Raw genomic sequence first — 18703 nt, 5'->3', positions numbered from 1 at the left:
TACCCGATGCGCGCGTCGTGGCGTGACGGATGCGGGACGGGCTCATTTCCGTGGTGCATCCACTTTGGCGAGCAGCGCGCGAAGGGCATCGTCGGGAGACTGGCCCTCGATCTGCAATTCCGGCGCGAGGGTGATGCGGTGGCGCAGCGCCGGCCGCGCGATATCGCGTATGTCGTCCGGCGTGACGAAATCGCGCCCCTGCAACACGGCCTGCGCGCGCGCCGCACGCACCAGCGCGAGGCTGCCGCGCGGTCCCGCGCCCAGCGCGATGCCCGGCCATTTGCGCGTCGCCGCGACGATGCGCACCGCGTAGTCGATGACCTGTTCGTCCACCTGCACGGCAGCGGTGTCGCGTTGCATCGCGATGATGTCGTCCGGTCCCAGCACGCGATTGACCTTCGACAGGTCGAAGTCGGCGGCGGTGCGTCCGGTGGTGATCGCATCGACCATGCGCTTCTCGTCCTCCAGCGCGGGATAGTCGATCAGCACCTTCAGCAGGAAGCGGTCCAGCTGCGCTTCCGGCAACGGATACGTGCCTTCCTGTTCCACCGGGTTTTGCGTGGCAAGCGTGATGAAGGGCGGCGAGAGTTCGAAGGATTTTCCCTCGATCGTCACCTGGCCTTCCTGCATCACCTCGAGCAGCGCAGCCTGGGTCTTCGCCGGGGCGCGGTTGATCTCGTCGGCGAGCAGGATGTTGGTGAACACCGGGCCACGACGGATCTTGAAGCTCTCGGTCTTCGGGTCGTACACCGCATGTCCGCTGACGTCGCTCGGCATCAGGTCGGGGGTGAACTGGACCCGTGCGTAGGTCAGTTCCAGCGCCTGCGCCAGCGCACGCACCAGCAGCGTCTTGCCCAGCCCGGGGACGCCCTCGATCAGCACATGGCCGCCGGCGAGCAGTGCGATCAGGATCTGGTCCAGCACGTCGGCCTGGCCGATGAAGGCCTTGGACACCTCGTCGCGCACGGCATCTGCGCGTGCCGACAACGCATTGCCGGGCGTCGGCGGGAGCGCGGGGGGCGCTGCGGCGGTCTCGTCGTTCATAGGCGGTTTCTCAGTTGGATCAGCAGGGAAATACGGTCACGGAACGCCGGCCGGTCGTGCGAGGCGGGCGCGTTGAGCGCGGTACGGATGCGGTCGGCGGGCACGCCGGTGCGTGCGGCGATGGCGGCAACCTGGGGCTCGCCCGACAGGGCGGCGGCGACCGGGTCGCGCCGGCGCAAGCGGGCCAGGAAGGCCTGGCGCACCGCGGCGTACAGCATGACGCCGCGCCCGTAGCGGAACAGGTGTTCGCCGCTGGCCCTTACGTGCTCCAGCAGCGAGCGACGTTCGCCGGCGGGCGCCGGCACCGGCGGGCCAAAGCGCTGCATGCGCATCCACAACCAGGCGGCCAGGGCCAGCACCAGCGGGATCCACACCATCCAGCCGCGGAGCAGCAACGTGCGCCACAGCGTGGGCATCTGTGCGGCGTACACGAGGTGCATCGTGCCCTGGCCGTAGTTGGGCGCCAACACCTGTCGCGCCAGCGCGCGATGCGGACCGTCGCGAAGGCCGCCCTTCGGCGGCGTGCCGAGCGCGTCGCCGAGCGGCGGGCGATGCTCGGCATTCATCAGGAAATCGAGATCGGCCAGCACGTCGACCTGCCCGCGTCCGTGCGAGATCCGCGCATAGACGAAGCCCGCCTGGAGGTCGCCCCACGAGAGCGCCGGCACGACGCCGTCGAATGCGAAGCGGCGACCACGGCAGAACTCGACGTGAGGGTCCTCGCCTTCGACCTGGAAGGCCTCGCAGTCGGGGGTTTCTTCCACCAGCCATACGGAGAGGTGATCCAGCAGGTCCGCGTGCGGCACATCGTCTTCGACCAGATCATCCTCGTAGGAGCCGAGCGGTGTGCGTACGATCAGGTGGCCGCCCCGCTCCACCCACGCCAGCAGCTCTTCTGTCTCGGGCGGCGAGAGCGCGCGCGGATCGTTGAAGAGCAGCAGCGTGTCGCGTGTGCCCAGCGCGTTGTCGTCCAGCATGAGGCGCTGGCGAGCATTCACCTTGACGCCGTCGGCCTCGAGCGTTCGTGCCAGTGCATACAGCGGGTTGTACGCGGCCTCGCCATTCGGCGGGAGGTACAGCGTCTTCTCCACGCGCACATAGGTATGGCGGAACCATGCCACGACCAGCGCCAGCACGACGAACGCCACGATCAGTCCCCCGCCGACGATACGCCCGTTGCGACGCGCGCCGGTCATGACGCCCATCCATAGCGCTGCTGGAGTTCCCCCACCAGCGCATCGAATTCGTGCTCGGCGGGAAGGCGCTGTCCGTAGGCCGCGTACTGCCACACCCTGACTATCAGCGCGAACGCCTGACGGTCCTCGGCTCGGGGCATGCGCCGGGAGGCGCGCAAGCATTCGGCCTCGGTCGCGCCCGGCGGCAATGCGATCTCGGCGCGCGCGCTCATGCTTTCCACGCTCGCGCGGTAGAGCAGCGCCAGGGCATGCCGCGGGCGGCCATCGCGCCAGAGCGCGCGCGCGGCAGCGGCGATGTCGTCGGGCAAGGTTTCGGGGAGCACCAGGGCCTCGACTTTCGGACCGTCACGGTGCGGCGCGGGTGCGCGCGACATGCCACGCATCCACGGCCACCAGTAGCGCGCGGTCGCCAGCAGCGTGAGGACCAGCACGCCGGCCACCAGCCACAGCCCCCATTCGCCGATGAAGGCGAACACGTTGGCCAGCGCCAGCAGCAGCGGGTTGTCGCTCAGCGAGAAGTCGCTCTTCTTCCGTTCCTGCTTTTTCCGACGTTCCCAGCTGCCCTCGGTCCGCTTGCGGTCCAACAGCGGGTCTTCATAGGCGCGGTCGGCGGCATCGCGGAACGCGCGGTCGTTCACGCGCTGGTCGCCGAACACGATCGGCAGCGTGGGCGGCGTCGGCTTGTCGTCGGCGGGCGCTTCCTCCGTGGGCACCGTGGGGCGCGGCCCGCCATGCCGTTCCTGCGCACCGGCCTGGCCCGGCAAGCCCGCCAGCAGGACGGCAGCGAGCAGGATCGGCGTCGCAGCCGCCAGTCGCGCACGCAGCTTGCGGAACACGATCTCCACATCCCAGGCTTCGATCTCGGTGCGGCGATTGAGGTACAGCCCGAAACCCGCGCCGATGAAGAAGGGCTCGGTTACGCTGACCGCCGCCCACAGCAGCGCGTTCCATGCCAGGTGCAGCCACACGGGCCATTCGATGGCCATGATGCGGAATGCCGCCTGCATGCTGTCCGGCAAGAGGTCCTGCGGCAGGTACACCAGCACCGCCACCACGCCACCGAGCACCAGCGCGACGGTAAACAGCTGGCAGATCAGCGTGAGCAAGAAGGCGGTGCCGTACGCCTGTCCGCCCAACACGCGCCGGCGCTGGCCCAGGCGCTCGCCCTGCACGCCCTCCAGCAGGTCGATCGGCATGTACAGCGAACGCACCGGACTGAGCCGGCGCCAGGTCAGCAGGTGGAGCATCGTGCGCACGCCCCATTGGCGCTGCGCGCGCAACGTTTCGCGCGTGCCGGGCACGCTGCCGAACACCGCGCGCGAGATGACGTACAACGGGACGCGGTCGAAGACGGGCTTCAACCACCACATCAGCAGCGCGGCCAGCCAGAACATGTCCAGCCACCACGCGCCCAGGTTGAGCACGATGAACACCGGCAAGGTCAGCCATAGCCATGGCTTCCAGATCGCGGCGGCATGGCGGCGCACCAGCGCCATGCCCAGCTCGATGGCCTCCCAGCCCGAGCGCGTACGCAGGCGGACGGTGAGCTCCTCAATCCTCATCGGCCACCCCGCGACCACCGAAACACAGCCACAGCGCCACCAGCGTCCACAACACGCCGGAGACGCTGTACTTCACCGTCGCCGGGATGGATTGCGTCGAAGACCAGAACGCCTCGATGAAGGCCGCGACCAGCAACATGAACGCAACGCCCAGGCACAACCGTGCCCCCTTCGCGCCGGCGATGGCCAGCGCATCGATGCGCCGGTGCCGACCGGGCGCGATCAACGCCAGTCCCAACCGCAGGCCGGCACCGCCTGCCAGCACCAGCGCGGTGAGTTCGAACGGCGCGTGCCCGCAGACGAAGCGCCACAGCGGATCGCCGTAGCCGATCTGCTGCAGGTGGCCGAATACGGTGCCGATGCTGATGCCGTTGGCGATCAGCACGACCAGCGCGCCCACGCCGGCGACCAGGCCGCCGGCGAACGTCTTCAGGCCGATGCTGATGTTGTTCCAGATATAGACGCCGAACATCTGCCAGTCCGTTCCGCTTTCACGGCCCAGCGCGTGCCGCGGATCGCTGGGGTCGTACATCCGCTCGTACATCGCGACCTGCTCGGGCGATGCGAGGCTGTACACCAGTTCCGGACGGAGTTGCAGCAGCACGAACATCAGCACCAGCGGAAACACGAACGCCACTGCGGCCACGGCCATGCAGCCGGCTTCGCTCCGCACCAGCCGCGGGAAGTCCGCCAGCAGGAAGCGTGCCGCCCGCTGCCAACGCGGAGCAGGCGTGCGATACAGCACGCCGTGGCCCTGCTGCATCAATGCCTGCAGGCGATCCACCACCACGGGGCTGTAGCCGCGCGCGCGGGCGAGCGCCAGCTGCTGGCAGATCCGGCGGTACCGCGCAGGTACGTCCTCGTCGGTCATTGCGCCGGTGTTGCGTTCCTTCCTCGCACGCCGCGCGCTTTCGCCGCGGGCCAGCAGCCACGACTCGAAGGCCAGCCATTCGGCCTGGTGGCGGGCGACGAACTGTTCCTGCCTCATCGCCGCCCCAACAACCAGTTGGCCATGCCATACAGGCGCTGCACGCCGACCTGACCGCGCGCGCCGGTGACCGGCGCCACGAGGTTGGCGAGCTCTTCCTGCCGGGACGGCGTCAGTTGCGGCGCACGCTCGCCGAAGGCGACGACCGCGCCCTGCTCTTCCGGGAGCAGGCCCGCCGGCGGCGCGAAGACCTCGTTCGCCGGCGCCGGGGCATGCTCGCGTTCGCCGGTGGCATGGACCACCAGCGTGCCGGCCACCATGTCGCCCAGCCGCCGCGCGTGCGTGTCGGTCAGGCACGACACCAGCCCGGCGGCATAGCCGAAGGGCAGCATGTCCACGGTGCGCAGCAGGTTGCGGGTGATCGCCGCCAGCCAGCCCACCGGCGCGCCATCGGCCGCGACCACGCGCAGTCCCAGCGCTTTCTTGCCGACGGTCTGCCCCTGCCACACCGCCTCGAGCACGATGGGGTAGGCCCAGAACAACAGGAACAGTCCGATCAGGTAGAGGCCTTCGCCGGTCTTGCCTAGCAGCGCCAACACCATGCCCAGCACGCTGAGAAGGCCGAAGCGCACCATCAGGTCGATGCTCCACGCCAGCGCGCGCGGCACCGGGCCGGCAGCGGGCAAGTGGAGCGGAACGCCTTCGGGTGTGACGACTTCGCGGTAGGTATCCAGCATCAGGTGTTCATCGCATGCATGACAGCGCGATGACCGCAATCGGATCGTTGTGGTTGAACGGATGCATCCCGCGGTCCATGCGCCTTCCCCATGCCCGACTTTAGCCGGACACGCCACGCTTGCCCAGCCGCACTACACTCCGCACCCGTGGACACGGTCTTCTCCTGCCGGTCGGGGTGCGCGGCCTGTTGCACCGCGCCGTCGATCACCTCGCCGATCCCCGGCATGCCGCACGGCAAGCCGGCCGGTGTTCCCTGCGTGCAGTTGGATGAAGCGCTGCGCTGCCGCCTGTTCGGGCGACCGGAAAGGCCGGCCTTCTGCGGCACGCTGAAGCCCGGCCCAGACATGTGCGGTGCCAGCCTGCAGGAGGCGATGGCGCTGCTGGCGGCACTCGAGCGCGCGACCGCGCCCTGAGCCGTTTCCTTCAAACCACCTGCGTCGAGATCCACCACGTAGTGCCGCCCGCATCGCGGAAACCGCCCCGGCGGTCGCCGTCGCCCTTCTCTTCCGGCGCCTGCACCGGCTCGGCGCCCGCCGCCAGCGCGCGCGCCCAGGTGGCGTCGACATCCGGCACGTAGTCATGCACGTGGCTGGCGATGGCCGGCCACCCTTCCATGCCGTCGGCGAGCATCAGCACGGTGTCGTCGATGCGGACTTCCGCATGCCCGAGGCGATCGCCCATCGGATGCATGCGCAGCGGCTCGGCGCCGAAGACTGCGACGAGAAAATCGATCGTGCGCTGCGCGCCGTCCACGACGAGATAGGGGGCGGCAGAGGTGTAGCCGTGCGGTTTCCAGGCCATGCGGATCTCCCAGGCGGCGCGGAATGCGCCGCGACCATCATGCCGTTGGCGGTGTCGGCTGCAGGTAGTGGTCCTTCAACCGCACGTAGTGGCCCGCGGAATAATGCAGGCTCTCGATTTCCTTCTCGGTCAGCATGCGGGCGAAGCGGGCCGGATTGCCCAGCCACAGCTCGGCTTCGCCCACCACCTTGCCCGGGCCGAGCACCGCGCCCGCACCGAGGAAGCCGTATTTCTTCACCGTGGCGCCATCGAGGATGCAGGCGCCCATGCCGATCAGGCACAGGTCCTCGATGGTGCAGGCGTGGATGATGGTGCCGTGGCCGATGGTGACGTCGGCGCCGATCAGCGTGGGGTAGCCCGCCTTGTTGTACGGGCTGTGGTGGCTGACGTGGACGATGGTGCCGTCCTGCACGTTGGTGCGCGCACCGACGCGGATGAAGTTGACGTCGCCGCGCAGGATGCTGCCCGGCCAGACCGACGCGTCCTCGGCCAGTTCCACGTCGCCGATCACGGTGGCGGCCGGATCGACATAGACCCGCGGGCCCAGGACGGGAAAGCGGCCAAGATAGGGGCGCAGGGCGGTCAGAGTGTCGGTCATGCCGGGATTGTAGTGCGCCCGCTCGCAGGGGAAGGCATACACTCGGGCGATGACGACCTTTCCGCATGCCACCACCGCCGCGAACGCGGCCATCACCGCCGCCAACGCCGCGATCACGGCTGCCACGGCGGGAAGCGGGCCCGCCGCGGCGGCGCCCAGCGGCCACGCCCCGCGCGATACGCAGATGGCCGACCTGGCGCCAACACTGGAACGCCTGCGCCAGGCCTGGCAGGCCCGCAAGCCGGACTACGCGCAGCGCCGCGACGATCTGCGGCGGTTGCGCGATGCACTGAAGCGTCGCCTGCCGGAAATGGCGGACACGGTCGCCGCCGATTTCGGCCACCGCTCGCGGCATGAATCGTTGATCGCCGATGGCATGACGGTGCTCAACGAGATCGACCACCTGGCGTCGCATCTCCGCCGGTGGATGAAGCCCAAGCGCGTCGGCGTGGGCTGGCGTTTCTGGCCTGCGCGCGCGGAGGTGCGGCAGGCGCCGGTCGGCGTGGTCGGCGTGATCTCGCCGTGGAACTACCCGGTCAATCTCGCCCTGATCCCGCTCGCGACGGCCATCGCCGCCGGCAACCACGTCTACCTGAAGCCGTCCGAACACACGCCGCGCACGACCGAGTTCCTGCGCTCGCTGCTGGCGGAAGTCTTTCCGCTGGAACGCGTCACCGTCGCGGCCGGCGGCGCCGACGTGGCCGCCGCGTTCGCGGCCCTGCCGTTCGACCACCTGGTGTTCACCGGCTCCACCGCCGTGGGCCGCAAGGTGATGGCGGCGGCCGCGCCGAACCTGACCCCGCTGACGCTGGAACTCGGCGGCAAGTCGCCCGCCATCGTCTGCGACGACTATCCGGTGGAACAGGCCGCGGCGCGCCTGGCGACCGGCAAGTGGTTCAATGGCGGACAGACCTGCATCGCACCCGACTACGTGCTGCTGGTGGGCCGCAGCCGGCGCGATGCGCTGGTGCAGGCGCTGCGCGAGCAGGTCGCCGCACGCTACGGCGACCTGTCCGATGCCGGCGACTACACCCGCATCATCAACGACGGCCAGTTCGTGCGCCTCGACGGCTACCTGGACGACGCACGCCAGCGCGGGCTCGAAGTGATCCCGCTCGCCGCCGCACACGACCGTGCCCAGCGTTTGTTCGCGCCCGCCGTGGTGCTCGAACCGGGCGATGACGCAAAGGTGATGCAGGACGAGATTTTCGGCCCGATCCTGCCGATCCGCACCGTCGGCTCGCTGGACGAGGCGCTGGCCTACATCAACGCGCATGACCGCCCGCTGGCGCTGTATCCCTTCAGCCACGATCGCGACCGGGTCGAGAAGATCCTGCAGAACACGCTCGCCGGCGGCGTGACCGTGAACGACACCGTGCTGCATTTCGGCATCAACGCATTGCCGTTCGGCGGCGTCGGGCCCAGCGGGATGGGCGCGTACCACGGACGTGCGGGCTTCGATGCGATGAGCAAGGCGCTGCCGGTGTTGTGGCAGCCGCGGCGCGCGGGCAGCGACCTGTTGAAGCCGCCCTACTCGAAGGTCGCCCGGTTCATCGACTTCATCATCCGCTGAGCCCAACGCGGACATCGCGGGCGACGCCTGTCCGCGGCTTCGTCGAGAATCGCCTTTCCCGTTCGTCGGACGGGAAGACGCCCCCCTGACGGACCGCCATGTCGACCCTGAACCCGCCTGCCAAAGCCACCCGCCGCGAATGGATCGGGTTGGCCATCATCGCCCTGCCCTGCATGGTCTATGCGATGGACCTGACCGTGCTGAACCTCGCACTGCCGGCCATCAGCGCCGAGCTGGACCCCACCGCCAGCCAGCTGCTGTGGATCGTCGACGTGTACGGCTTCCTGGTCGCCGGCTTCCTGATCACGATGGGCACGCTGGGCGACCGGATCGGCCGGCGCAAGCTGCTGCTGATCGGCGCGGCGGCGTTCGCGGCGGCCTCGGTGATCGCCGCGTTCTCGCGCAGCGCGGAGATGCTGATCGCGATGCGCGCGTTGCTCGGCGTGGCGGGCGCCACGCTGGCGCCCTCGACGATGTCGCTGATCCGCAACATGTTCCATGACGAACACGAGCGCCAGTTCGCCATCGGCGTGTGGATCGCGGCGTTCTCGGTCGGCGGTGCGATCGGTCCGCTGGTCGGCGGCCTGTTGCTGCAATGGTGGTGGTGGGGCGCGGCGTTCCTCGCCGCGGTGCCGGTGATGGTGCTGCTGTTGCTGCTGGGGCCGAAGCTGCTGCCCGAGTACCGCGACCCGGACGCCGGCGAGCTCGATCCGCTCAGCATGGTGCAGTCGCTGTTCTCGGTGCTGGCCGTCGTCTACGGGCTGAAGCGCATCGCGGAGTTCGGCATCGATCCGCGCGGATTCGCCGTGTTGCTGGTCGGCCTCGCCCTCGGCGTGCTGTTCGTCCGTCGGCAGAAGCATCTGGCGTATCCGTTCCTCGACGTGACGCTGTTCCGGCGGCCCGCGTTCTCGGCGGCCATCGTGGCGTATGCGCTCGCCGGCCTGTCGATGATGGGCGTGTACATCTTCATGACCCAGTACCTGCAGCTGGTGCTCGGGCTGACGCCGCTGCAGGCCGGCGTCGCGACCGTGCCGTGGTCGCTGTGCTTCACCGTGGGCTCGCTGCTGGCGCCACGGCTCGCACGCCACTGGGGGGCGCGCCGGGTGATGGTGCGCGGCCTGCTGCTCGCAGCGGTCGGCTTCGGCATCACGGCCTTGGTGGTTCCGCCGTACGGGTTGTGGATCCTGATCGCCGGCATGCTGGCGATGAGCCTGGGCATGGCGCCGGTGTTCACCGTCGGCAACGAACTGATCATCACCACCGCGCCGCCGGAACGCGCGGGCGCCGCGTCGGCGCTGGCCGAGACCAGTGCCGAACTGAGTGGCGCGCTGGGCATCGCCCTGCTGGGCAGTGCCGGCATGCTCGCCTACCGGCTATGGCTGGATCCCGCCCTCCCCGCCTCGCTAGTCGATACCGACGCGACCCGTGCACTGTCCACGCTCGGTGGCGCCGTTGCCGTCGGCAGCGAACTGGGCGGATCGGCCGGCGCAGCCGTCGTCGATACCGCACGCACCGCGTTCACCGGCGCGATGCGCGCGATCGCCCTGTTCGGCATGGCGATGATGTTGCTGGCCGCCTGGATGGCCGCACGCCTGATGCGCGATGGCGAGGGCGAAGCGCACGGGGCCGTCGTCGCCGACGAAGCCCCGGGCGCCTGATCGCCTGGTCTGGCATAGAATCGCCGCCATGAAGATCGCCAGCTGGAACGTCAATTCGCTCAACGTGCGCCTGCCGCACCTCACCCAATGGCTGGGCGCGTTCGCGCCCGACATCGTCGGGTTGCAGGAAACCAAACTGGAAGACCACCGCTTCCCCGACACCGCGCTCGCCGAGCTGGGCTACCGCAGCGTGTTCGCCGGGCAGAAGACCTACAACGGCGTAGCGCTGCTGTCGCGCGAAGCCGTCGGCGACGTGCAGGTGGGCATTCCCGGTTTCGACGACGAACAGAAACGCGTGATCGCCGCGACCGTCGGCGACGTGCGCATCGTCAACCTGTATGTGGTCAACGGCCAGGACGTGGGCACCGACAAGTACGCCTACAAGTTGCGCTGGCTGGATGCGGTGCACGACTGGCTGGCCGCCGAACTGCAGGCGCATCCGAAGCTGGTGGTGATGGGCGACTTCAACATCGCGCCGGACGACCGCGACGTGTTCGATCCGAAAGTCTGGAACGACGGCCACATCCTCACCTCCACCGCCGAGCGCGATGCGCTGCAGCGGCTGTACGCGCTGGGCCTGCACGATGCCTTCCGCCTGCACAGCGAAGAGGCCAACGTCTACAGCTGGTGGGACTACCGGATGGGTGGGCTGCGCCGCAACCTCGGCCTGCGTATCGACCTGACCCTGGTCTCCGACGCGCTGCGCGGGCATGCGGTGGAATCCGGCATCGACCGCGAGCCGCGTACCTGGGAGCGCCCGAGCGACCACGCACCGGCGTGGGTACGGCTGGGCGGTTGAACGACGGAAATGAAGAAGGCCCGGCGGATGCCGGGCCTTCTTCTTGCCACGGGCCTTGGGTGCGTCTCGAACGCGCACGCGGCCGCAGCGGAACCGCTATCGGGCGCGACCCCGGCTGAGCAGGTTGACGATCAGCAGCAGGACCACGGCGCCGATGAAGGCGGTGATCAGGAAGCCGACCCAGCCGCCGCCAAGACCCAGGCCCAGCGTCGGCAGCAACCAGCCGCCGAGGAAGCCCCCGATGATGCCGACGACGATGTTCAGGATGATCCCCTGCGAGCCATCACGCTTCATCACGATACTGGCCAGCCAACCGGCGACGCCGCCGACAATCAGATAGATCAGAAAATTCATGCCGCTTCCTCCCTTGATGGACAGAACCCCACGCTGCGGGGCACGCTTGCATCTTTACGGTCCGGCGTGAAACCACCGTTAACTCACATGGGGGACGCGTCCTTGCCGCTGCTGGATACCGCTGTTGCGCCGGGATTGCACGCTGTGTCGCACCACGCGCGGCGTGCGCACGCATGAACTGGCGCGAAGCACCCGCCGATTGGCGCCACGACGGTATCGCGATGTGGCTGTTGCCGCATGCGCCGCGGCAACGTGGCGAACCACAGGCACGCGAATCACTGGCGCGCACGCTCGGCCTCGCTCCCGAAACGTTGCCGATCACCCGCGACGCGCAGGGAAGGCCGCACTTCATCGCACCGCTGCACCATCTGGAAACGGGCTGGAGCCACAGTGGCGAGGCGCTGCTGCTGGCGCTGGGCGAAGACATCGAGTTGGGCGTCGATATCGAACGCCTGCGCCCGCGACCACGTGCGATGGACCTGGCAGAGCGCTTCTACCATCCCGAAGAGACCACCTGGCTCCGCGGCTTCGACGACGACGACGCGCGCCTGCTCGCCTTCGTCCGCCTGTGGTGCACCAAGGAGGCCGTGCTGAAGGCGCATGGCCAGGGCATTTCCTTCGGGCTGCACCGTTTCCATGTCGTGCTGGGCGGGGATGGACCGCGCCTTGCCGCCTGCGACCCCAGCCTGGGACGGGCCGACGACTGGCACCTGCACGAATGGGCACCGCGGCCGGACTACCGCGCCGCGCTCGCGTGGCATCCGCGGGGCCGGCGCGAAGGCCTGCGATAATGCGACGATGAACGACACCGCCTTTCCCGCCGACCTGCGCAACACCTTGCACCGCGGCCTTGTCGCGCTCGGCCTCGACGCCGATGCGCTGGCGCCGCGCCTGCTGGCCTACCTGGCCCTGCTCGACCGCTGGAACAAGACCTACAACCTCACGGCGATCCGCGACCCGCGCGAAATGGTCACCCGTCACCTGCTGGATTCACTGGCGATGCATCCGTTCGTGGACGCGCTGGCGGCGAACGGTGGTGCGCTCGCCGACCTTGGCACCGGTCCCGGCCTGCCGGGCATCCCGCTCGCCATCGCCAAGCCCGGACTGCGCGTGACGCTGGTGGAGAGCAACGGCAAGAAGGCGCGCTTCCTGCGCGAAGCCGTGCGCACACTGAAACTCGACAACGCACGCGTGGCCGAATCGCGTGCCGAAGCACTCGACGAACCTCAGACCTACGATGCGCTCACCGCGCGCGCGTTGGACGTGCTGGCGGGCATCATCGAGGTCGGTGGCCATCTGCTGAAACCCGGTGGGGCGCTGCTGGCGATGAAGGGCCTGCGCCCCGACGACGAGATCGCGGCCCTACCGACCGGCTGGTCCGTGGCGACCATCGAGCCCCTGACCGTCCCCGGCCTGGTCGGCGAACGCCACATGGTCGTCGTCCGCCGCGACTGAACCGCGCACCGCGTCGGTGCTCGCCATGTAACCCCTTGATATGACTGAGCGCCTCACGTCACCGCGACGCGGGGATGCAGGCGGATGACCGGCTGCGGCCGGTATGCCCGTTGAGATGATTTCGCACGCCCGCTCCCGACCCCCCATAATCCCCTACTCACCCCGTAATCGATAAGGCGCCCTCGCATGGCCCGCATCATTGCCATTGCCAACCAGAAAGGCGGAGTCGGCAAGACGACCACCGCCGTGAACCTGGCCGCCGCGCTCGCACGCGCGCCGCAACGGGTGCTGCTGGTCGATCTGGATGCGCAGGGCAACGCGACGATGGGCAGCGGCGTGGACAAGCGCGAGGTCGAAGCCTCGACCTGCGACGTGCTGTTGGGCGAGGTGGAGGCGAAGGCCGCCGTGGTCACCACGGCAGAAGGTTTCGACCTGATGCCGGGCAACATCGACCTGACGGCCGCCGAGATCCAACTGATGGACTCGGATGGCCGCGAGCAGCGCCTGAAGAGTGCGCTGGAAAGCCTGCGCGGCGATTACGACTTCATCATCGTCGACTGCCCGCCCGCCTTGTCGCTGCTCACGCTCAATGCGCTGACCGCCGCCGACTCGGTGCTGGTGCCGATGCAGTGCGAGTACTACGCGTTGGAAGGTCTGTCCGCGCTGATGGAGACGATCGACGCGCTGCGCACGCGCCTGAACCCGGGCCTGGAGATCGAAGGCGTGCTGCGCACGATGTTCGACATCCGCAACAACCTGGCCAACGCCGTGTCCGGCGAGCTGACCACGCATTTCGGCGACAAGGTGTTCCGCACCATCGTGCCCCGCAACGTGCGCGTGGCCGAAGCGCCGAGCCACGGCCAGAGCATCGTCGGCTACGACCGCACCTCGCGCGGTGGCGTGGCCTACCTGGGCCTGGCCGGCGAGATCCTGCGCCGCCAGGCCGACCGCAAGAAGCAACAGCAGCACATGGAGCACGCGTGATGAGCGCCCCGAAGAAGCGCGGCCTGGGTCGCGGACTGGAAGCCCTGCTCGGCCCGAAAGCCGCCGAGACGCCACCGCCGGAAGCGCAGCCGGGCGAAGCATTGCGCACGCTGCCCGTGCAGCAGCTGCAACCGGGCAAGTACCAGCCGCGCATGGCGATGGATCCGTCCAAGCTCAGCGAGCTGGCCGAATCGATCAAGGCGCAGGGCGTCATCCAGCCGATCGTCGTGCGCGAGCTGTCGGCGGGCAAGTTCGAGATCGTCGCCGGCGAACGCCGCTGGCGCGCGTCGCAGGAAGCCGGGCTGGCCGAAGTGCCGGTGGTGGTGCGCGAACTCGACGACCGCACCGTCATCGCGATGGCGCTGATCGAGAACATCCAGCGCGAAGACCTCAATCCGCTGGAAGAGGCGCAGTCGCTGCAGCGCCTGATCAACGAATTCTCGCTGACCCACGCCGAGGCCGCCGAAGCGGTGGGCCGTTCGCGCGCCGCGGTCTCCAACCTGCTGCGCCTGCTGGAACTGCCGCCGGCCATTCGCGCCCTGCTCGAAGCCCGTCGCTTGGAAATGGGCCACGCCCGCGCCCTGCTGACGCTCTCGCCAGACCTGGCCAGCAAGCTCGCCTCCGATGCCGCCGAACAGGGCTGGTCGGTGCGCGAGGTCGAACACCGCGCGCAGCAGTTCGCCGCGGGCAAGGTGCCGGTCAACGGCAAGAAGGCCAAGCCCGCCAAGGCGGCGCCGCAGCCCGACATCGCCTCGCTGGAAACCGAACTCTCCGAGAGCCTGGGCACCCGCGTCACCATCGCCCATGGGCGTGGCGGCAAGGGCAAGCTGGTCATCCAGTACACCGATCTGGACACGCTGGACGGCGTGCTGGAGCGGTTGCGCGCCCGCGCCTGATCGCAGGCTTTCATAGGAAAGCGCTGGGCGCACCACTGCTTTACCATCCGGTTTCTGCTTCAGCCGGATGCCCGCCTTGAACCTCCGCACCGCCGCCCTCCTGCTGGCCTTCGCGCCCCTGCAGGCGCTCGCCTTCGCCCCTTCCGATGCCGACCAGCGCTTCCAGGCGCTCTATGAGAAGGAATGGAAGTGGCGGCAGGAACAGACCGGCCAGGCCGACGAAGACACCGACACCAGCGGCGACAACACCCGCCTGCCCGATGTCGGTGCTGCCGCACACCAGGCGCGCCTCAAGGTATGGGAGCAGGTCCTGAAGGACCTCGATGGCATCGACGCCGCGCAGCTGTCGGCCGAGAACCGCATCAACCTGGCGATCTACCGCCCGCAGGTGGAGAACCTGGCAGCCGAAGTGCGCCTGCGTGCGTACGAGATGCCGTTCAATTCCGATTCGTCGTTCTGGTCGAACCTGTCCTTCATGGCGCGCCGGCAGATGAAGACCGCCGACGACTACCGCGCCTATGCCGCGCGGCTACGCGATGTGCCGCGCTACTTCGACCAGCACATCGCCAACATGCGTGCCGGCCTCGCGCGCGGCTTCACCGTGCCGCGCGCAGTGCTGGATGGGCGCGACGTGTCGATCGCCGCGGTCGCCGAACAACGCGACCCCGAACAGTCCACCTTCTACGCGCCTTACAAGAAGATGCCGGCCAGCATTCCTGCGGCCGAGCAGGAAGCGTTGCGCAAGGAAGTGCGCGCGGCGATCAGCGAACAGGTCGTGCCCGCGTTCGGCACGCTGCTGGCGTTCTTCCGTACCGAATACGTCCCGAAAGCACGCACCACGCTGGCGGCGGAAGCGATGCCGGGCGGCAAGGATTTCTACGCGCAGCAGATTCGCGAATACACCACACTGGACCTGACCGCCGAACAGATCCACGCGATCGGCCTGAAGGAAGTCGCGCGCATCCAGGCCGAGATGCAGGAAGTGATCCAGCAGACCGGCTTCAAGGGAACGTTTGCCGAATTCCTGACCTTCCTGCGCACCGATCCGCAGTTCTATGCGAAGACGCCGCAGCAACTGCTCGACCGCGCGGCGTGGATCTCCAAGCGCGTCGATGGCGAGGTCGGCAAGGTCATCGGCACGCTGCCACGCGGGCGCTTCACCATCGTCGAGGTCCCCGCCGACATCGCGCCGTTCTGGACCGCCGGCCGCGGCGGACTGGGCACGTACTGGCTCAACACCTACAACCTGCCGTCGCGCCCGCTGTACAACCTGCCGGCGCTGACCCTGCACGAATCCTCGCCCGGCCACTCGCTGCAGGCCGCGCTGGCGCAGGAGCAGGGCGAGCAGCCCGCCTTCCGCCGCGACAACTACATCTCCGCCTACGGCGAGGGCTGGGCGCTGTACACCGAGAAGCTGGGCAAGGAGATGGGCATCTACGAGACGCCCTATGAGGACTTCGGCCGCCTGACCTACGAGATGTGGCGCGCCACCCGCCTGGTGATCGACACCGGCGTGCACCACAAGGGCTGGAGCCGCGACCAGGCCCTGGCCTACCTGCGCGACCACACCGCCCTGTCCGAGCACGAGGTCACCACCGAGGTGGACCGCTACATCTCCTGGCCGGCCCAGGCGCTGAGCTACAAGCTGGGCGAGATCGCCATCGTCCGCCTGCGCGGCGAGGCGGAGCGGGAGCTGGGCCCGAAATTCGACATCAAGGCCTTCCACGACGCCGTGCTGAAGCAGGGTTCGGTAACCCTGCCGGTGCTCGAGAGCCAGATCCGGGCCTTCATCGCCGCCAGCAAGGCGGGGCCCGTCAAACCGGCCGCCGCCGCACCATAACCCGTAGGGTGGGCCCCGGCCCACCTCGCCATCCGGCCTTCCAGCCGCCGAGACGCCGCGATGTCGGGCCGAGGCCCGACCTACGCTTGGCAGGCGGGCTTCGGCCAACGGTGCCGCCCGCTCTAAATGGTTGCGGCACAAGGGAAACTTCGGCATAATGCGCGGCTCGCTGCGTCCGGTACTGCCGGATCTGCGGCCGGAAATGCGATTCCGGCTTGTGTCTGCAGCGATTTTCGACCGTATCGCGTGGTGTCCGACCTGCCCTGCAGGCCGTCCGCCGGGCCGCCGTCTCCCGGGCTATGGGCGACACAATTACCTATCGAGGTGCGTATGTCCCGCGTATGCCAAGTCACCGGCAAGCGTGTGCAGACCGGTAACAACGTCTCGCACGCCAACAACAAGACCCGTCGTCGTTTCCTGCCCAACCTGCACGAGCGCCGCTTCTGGGTCGCCAGCGAAAACCGCTGGGTCAAGCTGAAAGTGTCCGCGCACGCCCTGCGCACCATCGACAAGAACGGCATCGACTCCGTTCTGGCCGAGCTGCGCGCCCGCGGCGAAAAGGTCTGAGGAGTAACTACACATGGCATCCAAGCGCGACAAGATCCGTCTGATCTCCTCGGCCAACACCGGCCACTTCTACACGACGGACAAGAACAAGAAGAACACCCCGGGCAAGATGGAAATCAAGAAGTACGACCCGGTCGTGCGCAAGCACGTGATCTACAAGGAAGGCAAGATCAAGTGAGCCTGGGGCGAAAGCCCGGCCCACGCTTCCCGAAGACCCGCCGCAAGGCGGGTTTTCTTTTGCTCGCGTGCCTGCGCAGAATCGGCACATCCCCTTCCGACGGTAGCGCCGCATGGAGTGGTCCTTCGGCACCGCCCTGCTGATCATCGACTGGCTGATCCGGCTGGCGGCGCTGTGGTGGATCCCCAGCCGGACCACCCCGGCCGCCGCGCGCAGCTGGCTGCTGCTGGTCGGGTTCGTGCCGCTGCTCGGCCTGCCGTTGTACCTGCTGCTGGGACACCCCTGGCTATCGCGCGAACGCGTCGCCCGCCAAGCGCGCGCGACCGACGTCATCCGCGAAGAACAGCGCCCGCTCAGCGCGCTGCGCTGGACGCCGCACGACGGTGTCGCGGCCGAAATGGCGCCGCTGATCGAGCGCCAGGGCGCATTCATGCCGACCCATGGCAATGCGGTGGCGCTGCTGGACGACTACGAGGCGTCGCTGCGCGCGCTGCTCGACGACATCGGCGCCGCGAAGCAGCAGGTCCATCTGCTGTACTACCTGATGTTCGACGACACCGTCGGCGAAGCGGTGACCTCCGCCCTGTGCGCCGCCGCCGCGCGCGGCATCACCTGTCGCGTGCTGCTGGATGCCGTCGGCGCCAAGCGCGGTCTCCGCGCGTATCGCTCGCGACTGCGCACCGCGGGTGTCATCGTGCACGACATGCTCCCCGGTGGCCTGCGCTGGCGGCGCAGCGGCCGCATGGACCTGCGCAACCACCGCAAGATCGCGGTGATCGACAACGGCATCGGCTACGTCGGGTCGCAGAACCTCGCGGATGCGACGTTCGTCCCCGGCCACCCGAATCGCGAACTCGTCGCGCGCGTGCAGGGGCCGGTGGTGTCGCATCTTGAAGGCGTGTTCGCCAGCGACTGGTACATCGAGACCGGCGAGCGGTTGGAGGTGCAGCCGGACCTGTCGGTGCAGCCGCAGGATGTTCCCGCGCAACTGCTGCCCAGCGGGCCTGCGTATCCGTTCGAGAACGCGCGCGACACCGTCAACGCGCTGATCCACCTGGCACGCCACAAGGTGGTGCTGACCACGCCCTATTTCGTACCGGACGATGCCACGCTCAGCGCGCTGCGCATCGCAGCGCTGTCGGGCGTGGACGTGCAGCTGGTGCTGTCGGCCACCAACAACCAGCCGCTGACAGCATGGGCGCAGCAGTCCTACTATGCGGAGCTGCTCGCCTGCGGGGTGAAGATCGCGCTGTATCGCCCGCACTTTCTGCACGCCAAGCACCTGACCGTGGACGACGACATCGCCCTGGTCGGCTCGATCAACCTGGACATCCGTTCGTTCGCGCTGAATGCGGAGATCGGGCTGGTCTGCTACGACGCCGGTGTGGTGGCCCGCATCCGTGCCATCGAAGCCGACTACCTGGCGCACGCCGATGTCGTGGAGGCCGATGCATGGCAGCGGCGGCCAGGCTGGCAGCGCAGCCGCGAAGGCATCGCGCGACTGGCGGACTCGCTGATGTAGCCATCCGGAC

General features: G+C 68.6%; 20 protein-coding genes. 12 read left to right on the top strand and 8 right to left on the bottom strand.

The genetic code is table 11. From position 1 onward, the window contains the following. Positions 1 to 42 precede the first annotated feature (42 nt). Genes ACSION_RS02755 through ACSION_RS02735 form a run of 5 tightly spaced genes read right to left on the bottom strand, consistent with a single transcriptional unit; the run spans position 43 to position 5467 of the window. Positions 43 to 1044, bottom strand: a complete 1002-nt coding sequence (locus ACSION_RS02755; RefSeq protein ID WP_435304738.1) for an AAA family ATPase — start codon at positions 1042 to 1044, stop codon at positions 43 to 45. Continuing rightward, positions 1041 to 2240, bottom strand: coding sequence for a DUF4350 domain-containing protein (locus ACSION_RS02750; protein ID WP_435304737.1), 1200 nt, complete (start codon positions 2238 to 2240; stop codon positions 1041 to 1043). The genes ACSION_RS02755 and ACSION_RS02750 overlap by 4 nt, the downstream gene beginning before the upstream one ends. Further along, positions 2237 to 3802: a DUF4129 domain-containing protein gene (locus ACSION_RS02745; protein ID WP_435304736.1), complete on the bottom strand. Its 1566-nt coding sequence runs from the start codon at positions 3800 to 3802 to the stop codon at positions 2237 to 2239. The genes ACSION_RS02750 and ACSION_RS02745 overlap by 4 nt, the downstream gene beginning before the upstream one ends. Next, complete coding sequence (locus tag ACSION_RS02740; RefSeq protein WP_435304735.1) at positions 3792 to 4790, bottom strand: stage II sporulation protein M; 999 nt, start codon at positions 4788 to 4790, stop codon at positions 3792 to 3794. Before ACSION_RS02740 ends, ACSION_RS02745 begins: the two co-directional genes overlap by 11 nt. Further along, positions 4787 to 5467: an RDD family protein gene (locus ACSION_RS02735; RefSeq protein ID WP_435304734.1), complete on the bottom strand. Its 681-nt coding sequence runs from the start codon at positions 5465 to 5467 to the stop codon at positions 4787 to 4789. The genes ACSION_RS02740 and ACSION_RS02735 overlap by 4 nt, the downstream gene beginning before the upstream one ends. Positions 5468 to 5614: 147 nt before the next feature. Here ACSION_RS02735 and ACSION_RS02730 point away from each other — a divergent pair, with 147 nt between their 5' ends. Further along, positions 5615 to 5881: a YkgJ family cysteine cluster protein gene (locus ACSION_RS02730; RefSeq protein ID WP_435304733.1), complete on the top strand. Its 267-nt coding sequence runs from the start codon at positions 5615 to 5617 to the stop codon at positions 5879 to 5881. Between the two features lie 10 nt (positions 5882 to 5891). Here ACSION_RS02730 and ACSION_RS02725 read toward each other — a convergent pair whose 3' ends face one another. Beyond that, complete coding sequence (locus tag ACSION_RS02725) at positions 5892 to 6269, bottom strand: VOC family protein (protein WP_435304732.1); 378 nt, start codon at positions 6267 to 6269, stop codon at positions 5892 to 5894. 37 nt (positions 6270 to 6306) lie between these two features. Further along, entirely contained in the window at positions 6307 to 6867 is a 561-nt protein-coding gene (locus ACSION_RS02720) for a gamma carbonic anhydrase family protein (RefSeq protein WP_435304731.1), read from the bottom strand. A gap of 184 nt (positions 6868 to 7051) precedes the next feature. Between ACSION_RS02720 and ACSION_RS02715 the strand changes: the two genes are divergently transcribed. From ACSION_RS02715 to xth, 3 genes are all read left to right on the top strand, one after another. Further along, entirely contained in the window at positions 7052 to 8440 is a 1389-nt protein-coding gene (locus ACSION_RS02715) for a coniferyl aldehyde dehydrogenase (RefSeq protein WP_435306646.1), read from the top strand. Positions 8441 to 8538: 98 nt separating this feature from the next. Next, entirely contained in the window at positions 8539 to 10098 is a 1560-nt protein-coding gene (locus ACSION_RS02710; RefSeq protein WP_435304730.1) for an MFS transporter, read from the top strand. Positions 10099 to 10126: 28 nt separating this feature from the next. Continuing rightward, positions 10127 to 10897 carry an exodeoxyribonuclease III gene (gene xth / locus ACSION_RS02705; protein WP_435304729.1) on the top strand — a complete coding sequence of 257 codons (771 nt, stop codon included), beginning with the start codon at positions 10127 to 10129 and terminating at the stop codon, positions 10895 to 10897. Positions 10898 to 10993: 96 nt separating this feature from the next. Here xth and ACSION_RS02700 read toward each other — a convergent pair whose 3' ends face one another. Beyond that, positions 10994 to 11251 carry a GlsB/YeaQ/YmgE family stress response membrane protein gene (locus ACSION_RS02700; protein WP_056881586.1) on the bottom strand — a complete coding sequence of 86 codons (258 nt, stop codon included), beginning with the start codon at positions 11249 to 11251 and terminating at the stop codon, positions 10994 to 10996. 173 nt (positions 11252 to 11424) lie between these two features. On the opposite strand from ACSION_RS02700, the gene ACSION_RS02695 reads away from it, so the two are divergent. The 8 genes from ACSION_RS02695 (at position 11425) to cls (ending at position 18693) form a co-directional block, all read left to right on the top strand. After that, a complete protein-coding gene (locus ACSION_RS02695; RefSeq protein ID WP_435304728.1) occupies positions 11425 to 12042 on the top strand; it encodes a 4'-phosphopantetheinyl transferase family protein in 618 nt (205 codons plus the stop codon). 7 nt (positions 12043 to 12049) lie between these two features. Continuing rightward, positions 12050 to 12706, top strand: coding sequence for a 16S rRNA (guanine(527)-N(7))-methyltransferase RsmG (rsmG, locus tag ACSION_RS02690; RefSeq protein ID WP_435304727.1), 657 nt, complete (start codon positions 12050 to 12052; stop codon positions 12704 to 12706). Positions 12707 to 12892: 186 nt separating this feature from the next. Continuing rightward, on the top strand, positions 12893 to 13690 hold the full coding sequence (locus ACSION_RS02685) for a ParA family protein (RefSeq protein ID WP_435304726.1): 798 nt from the start codon (positions 12893 to 12895) through the stop codon (positions 13688 to 13690). Next, a complete protein-coding gene (locus tag ACSION_RS02680) occupies positions 13690 to 14586 on the top strand; it encodes a ParB/RepB/Spo0J family partition protein (protein ID WP_435304725.1) in 897 nt (298 codons plus the stop codon). Before ACSION_RS02685 ends, ACSION_RS02680 begins: the two co-directional genes overlap by 1 nt. A 67-nt stretch (positions 14587 to 14653) precedes the next feature. After that, a complete protein-coding gene (locus ACSION_RS02675) occupies positions 14654 to 16426 on the top strand; it encodes a DUF885 domain-containing protein (RefSeq protein WP_435304724.1) in 1773 nt (590 codons plus the stop codon). 330 nt (positions 16427 to 16756) lie between these two features. Next, positions 16757 to 16993, top strand: coding sequence for a 50S ribosomal protein L28 (gene rpmB, locus ACSION_RS02670; RefSeq protein ID WP_093489741.1), 237 nt, complete (start codon positions 16757 to 16759; stop codon positions 16991 to 16993). Between the two features lie 13 nt (positions 16994 to 17006). Beyond that, positions 17007 to 17171: a 50S ribosomal protein L33 gene (gene rpmG / locus ACSION_RS02665; protein WP_027070918.1), complete on the top strand. Its 165-nt coding sequence runs from the start codon at positions 17007 to 17009 to the stop codon at positions 17169 to 17171. Between the two features lie 112 nt (positions 17172 to 17283). Beyond that, positions 17284 to 18693: a cardiolipin synthase gene (cls, locus tag ACSION_RS02660; RefSeq protein WP_435304723.1), complete on the top strand. Its 1410-nt coding sequence runs from the start codon at positions 17284 to 17286 to the stop codon at positions 18691 to 18693. Positions 18694 to 18703: the final 10 nt, after the last annotated feature.

Source organism: Pseudoxanthomonas sp. LjRoot125, assembly GCF_964252705.1.
Classification (GTDB): Bacteria; Pseudomonadota; Gammaproteobacteria; order Xanthomonadales; family Xanthomonadaceae; genus Pseudoxanthomonas_A.
This window is presented reverse-complemented; position numbering and strand designations above follow the sequence as displayed.

Bases quoted from the DNA above. Each gene is read 5' to 3' on its own strand.
- xth (WP_435304729.1), top strand. From the start codon at position 10,127: ATGAAGATCGCCAGCTGGAACGTCAATTCGCTCAACGTGCGCCTGCCG.
- ACSION_RS02675 (WP_435304724.1), top strand. From the start codon at position 14,654: ATGCCCGCCTTGAACCTCCGCACCGCCGCCCTCCTGCTGGCCTTCGCG.
- rpmG (WP_027070918.1), top strand. From the start codon at position 17,007: ATGGCATCCAAGCGCGACAAGATCCGTCTGATCTCCTCGGCCAACACC.
- ACSION_RS02700 (WP_056881586.1), bottom strand. From the start codon at position 11,251: ATGAATTTTCTGATCTATCTGATTGTCGGCGGCGTCGCCGGTTGGCTG.
- ACSION_RS02745 (WP_435304736.1), bottom strand. From the start codon at position 3,802: ATGAGGATTGAGGAGCTCACCGTCCGCCTGCGTACGCGCTCGGGCTGG.
- ACSION_RS02680 (WP_435304725.1), top strand. From the start codon at position 13,690: ATGAGCGCCCCGAAGAAGCGCGGCCTGGGTCGCGGACTGGAAGCCCTG.
- ACSION_RS02725 (WP_435304732.1), bottom strand. From the start codon at position 6,269: ATGGCCTGGAAACCGCACGGCTACACCTCTGCCGCCCCCTATCTCGTC.
- rsmG (WP_435304727.1), top strand. From the start codon at position 12,050: ATGAACGACACCGCCTTTCCCGCCGACCTGCGCAACACCTTGCACCGC.
- rpmB (WP_093489741.1), top strand. From the start codon at position 16,757: ATGTCCCGCGTATGCCAAGTCACCGGCAAGCGTGTGCAGACCGGTAAC.
- ACSION_RS02720 (WP_435304731.1), bottom strand. From the start codon at position 6,867: ATGACCGACACTCTGACCGCCCTGCGCCCCTATCTTGGCCGCTTTCCC.
- ACSION_RS02750 (WP_435304737.1), bottom strand. From the start codon at position 2,240: ATGACCGGCGCGCGTCGCAACGGGCGTATCGTCGGCGGGGGACTGATC.
- ACSION_RS02755 (WP_435304738.1), bottom strand. From the start codon at position 1,044: ATGAACGACGAGACCGCCGCAGCGCCCCCCGCGCTCCCGCCGACGCCC.
- ACSION_RS02740 (WP_435304735.1), bottom strand. From the start codon at position 4,790: ATGAGGCAGGAACAGTTCGTCGCCCGCCACCAGGCCGAATGGCTGGCC.
- ACSION_RS02685 (WP_435304726.1), top strand. From the start codon at position 12,893: ATGGCCCGCATCATTGCCATTGCCAACCAGAAAGGCGGAGTCGGCAAG.
- ACSION_RS02710 (WP_435304730.1), top strand. From the start codon at position 8,539: ATGTCGACCCTGAACCCGCCTGCCAAAGCCACCCGCCGCGAATGGATC.
- cls (WP_435304723.1), top strand. From the start codon at position 17,284: ATGGAGTGGTCCTTCGGCACCGCCCTGCTGATCATCGACTGGCTGATC.
- ACSION_RS02735 (WP_435304734.1), bottom strand. From the start codon at position 5,467: ATGCTGGATACCTACCGCGAAGTCGTCACACCCGAAGGCGTTCCGCTC.
- ACSION_RS02695 (WP_435304728.1), top strand. From the start codon at position 11,425: ATGAACTGGCGCGAAGCACCCGCCGATTGGCGCCACGACGGTATCGCG.
- ACSION_RS02715 (WP_435306646.1), top strand. From the start codon at position 7,052: ATGGCCGACCTGGCGCCAACACTGGAACGCCTGCGCCAGGCCTGGCAG.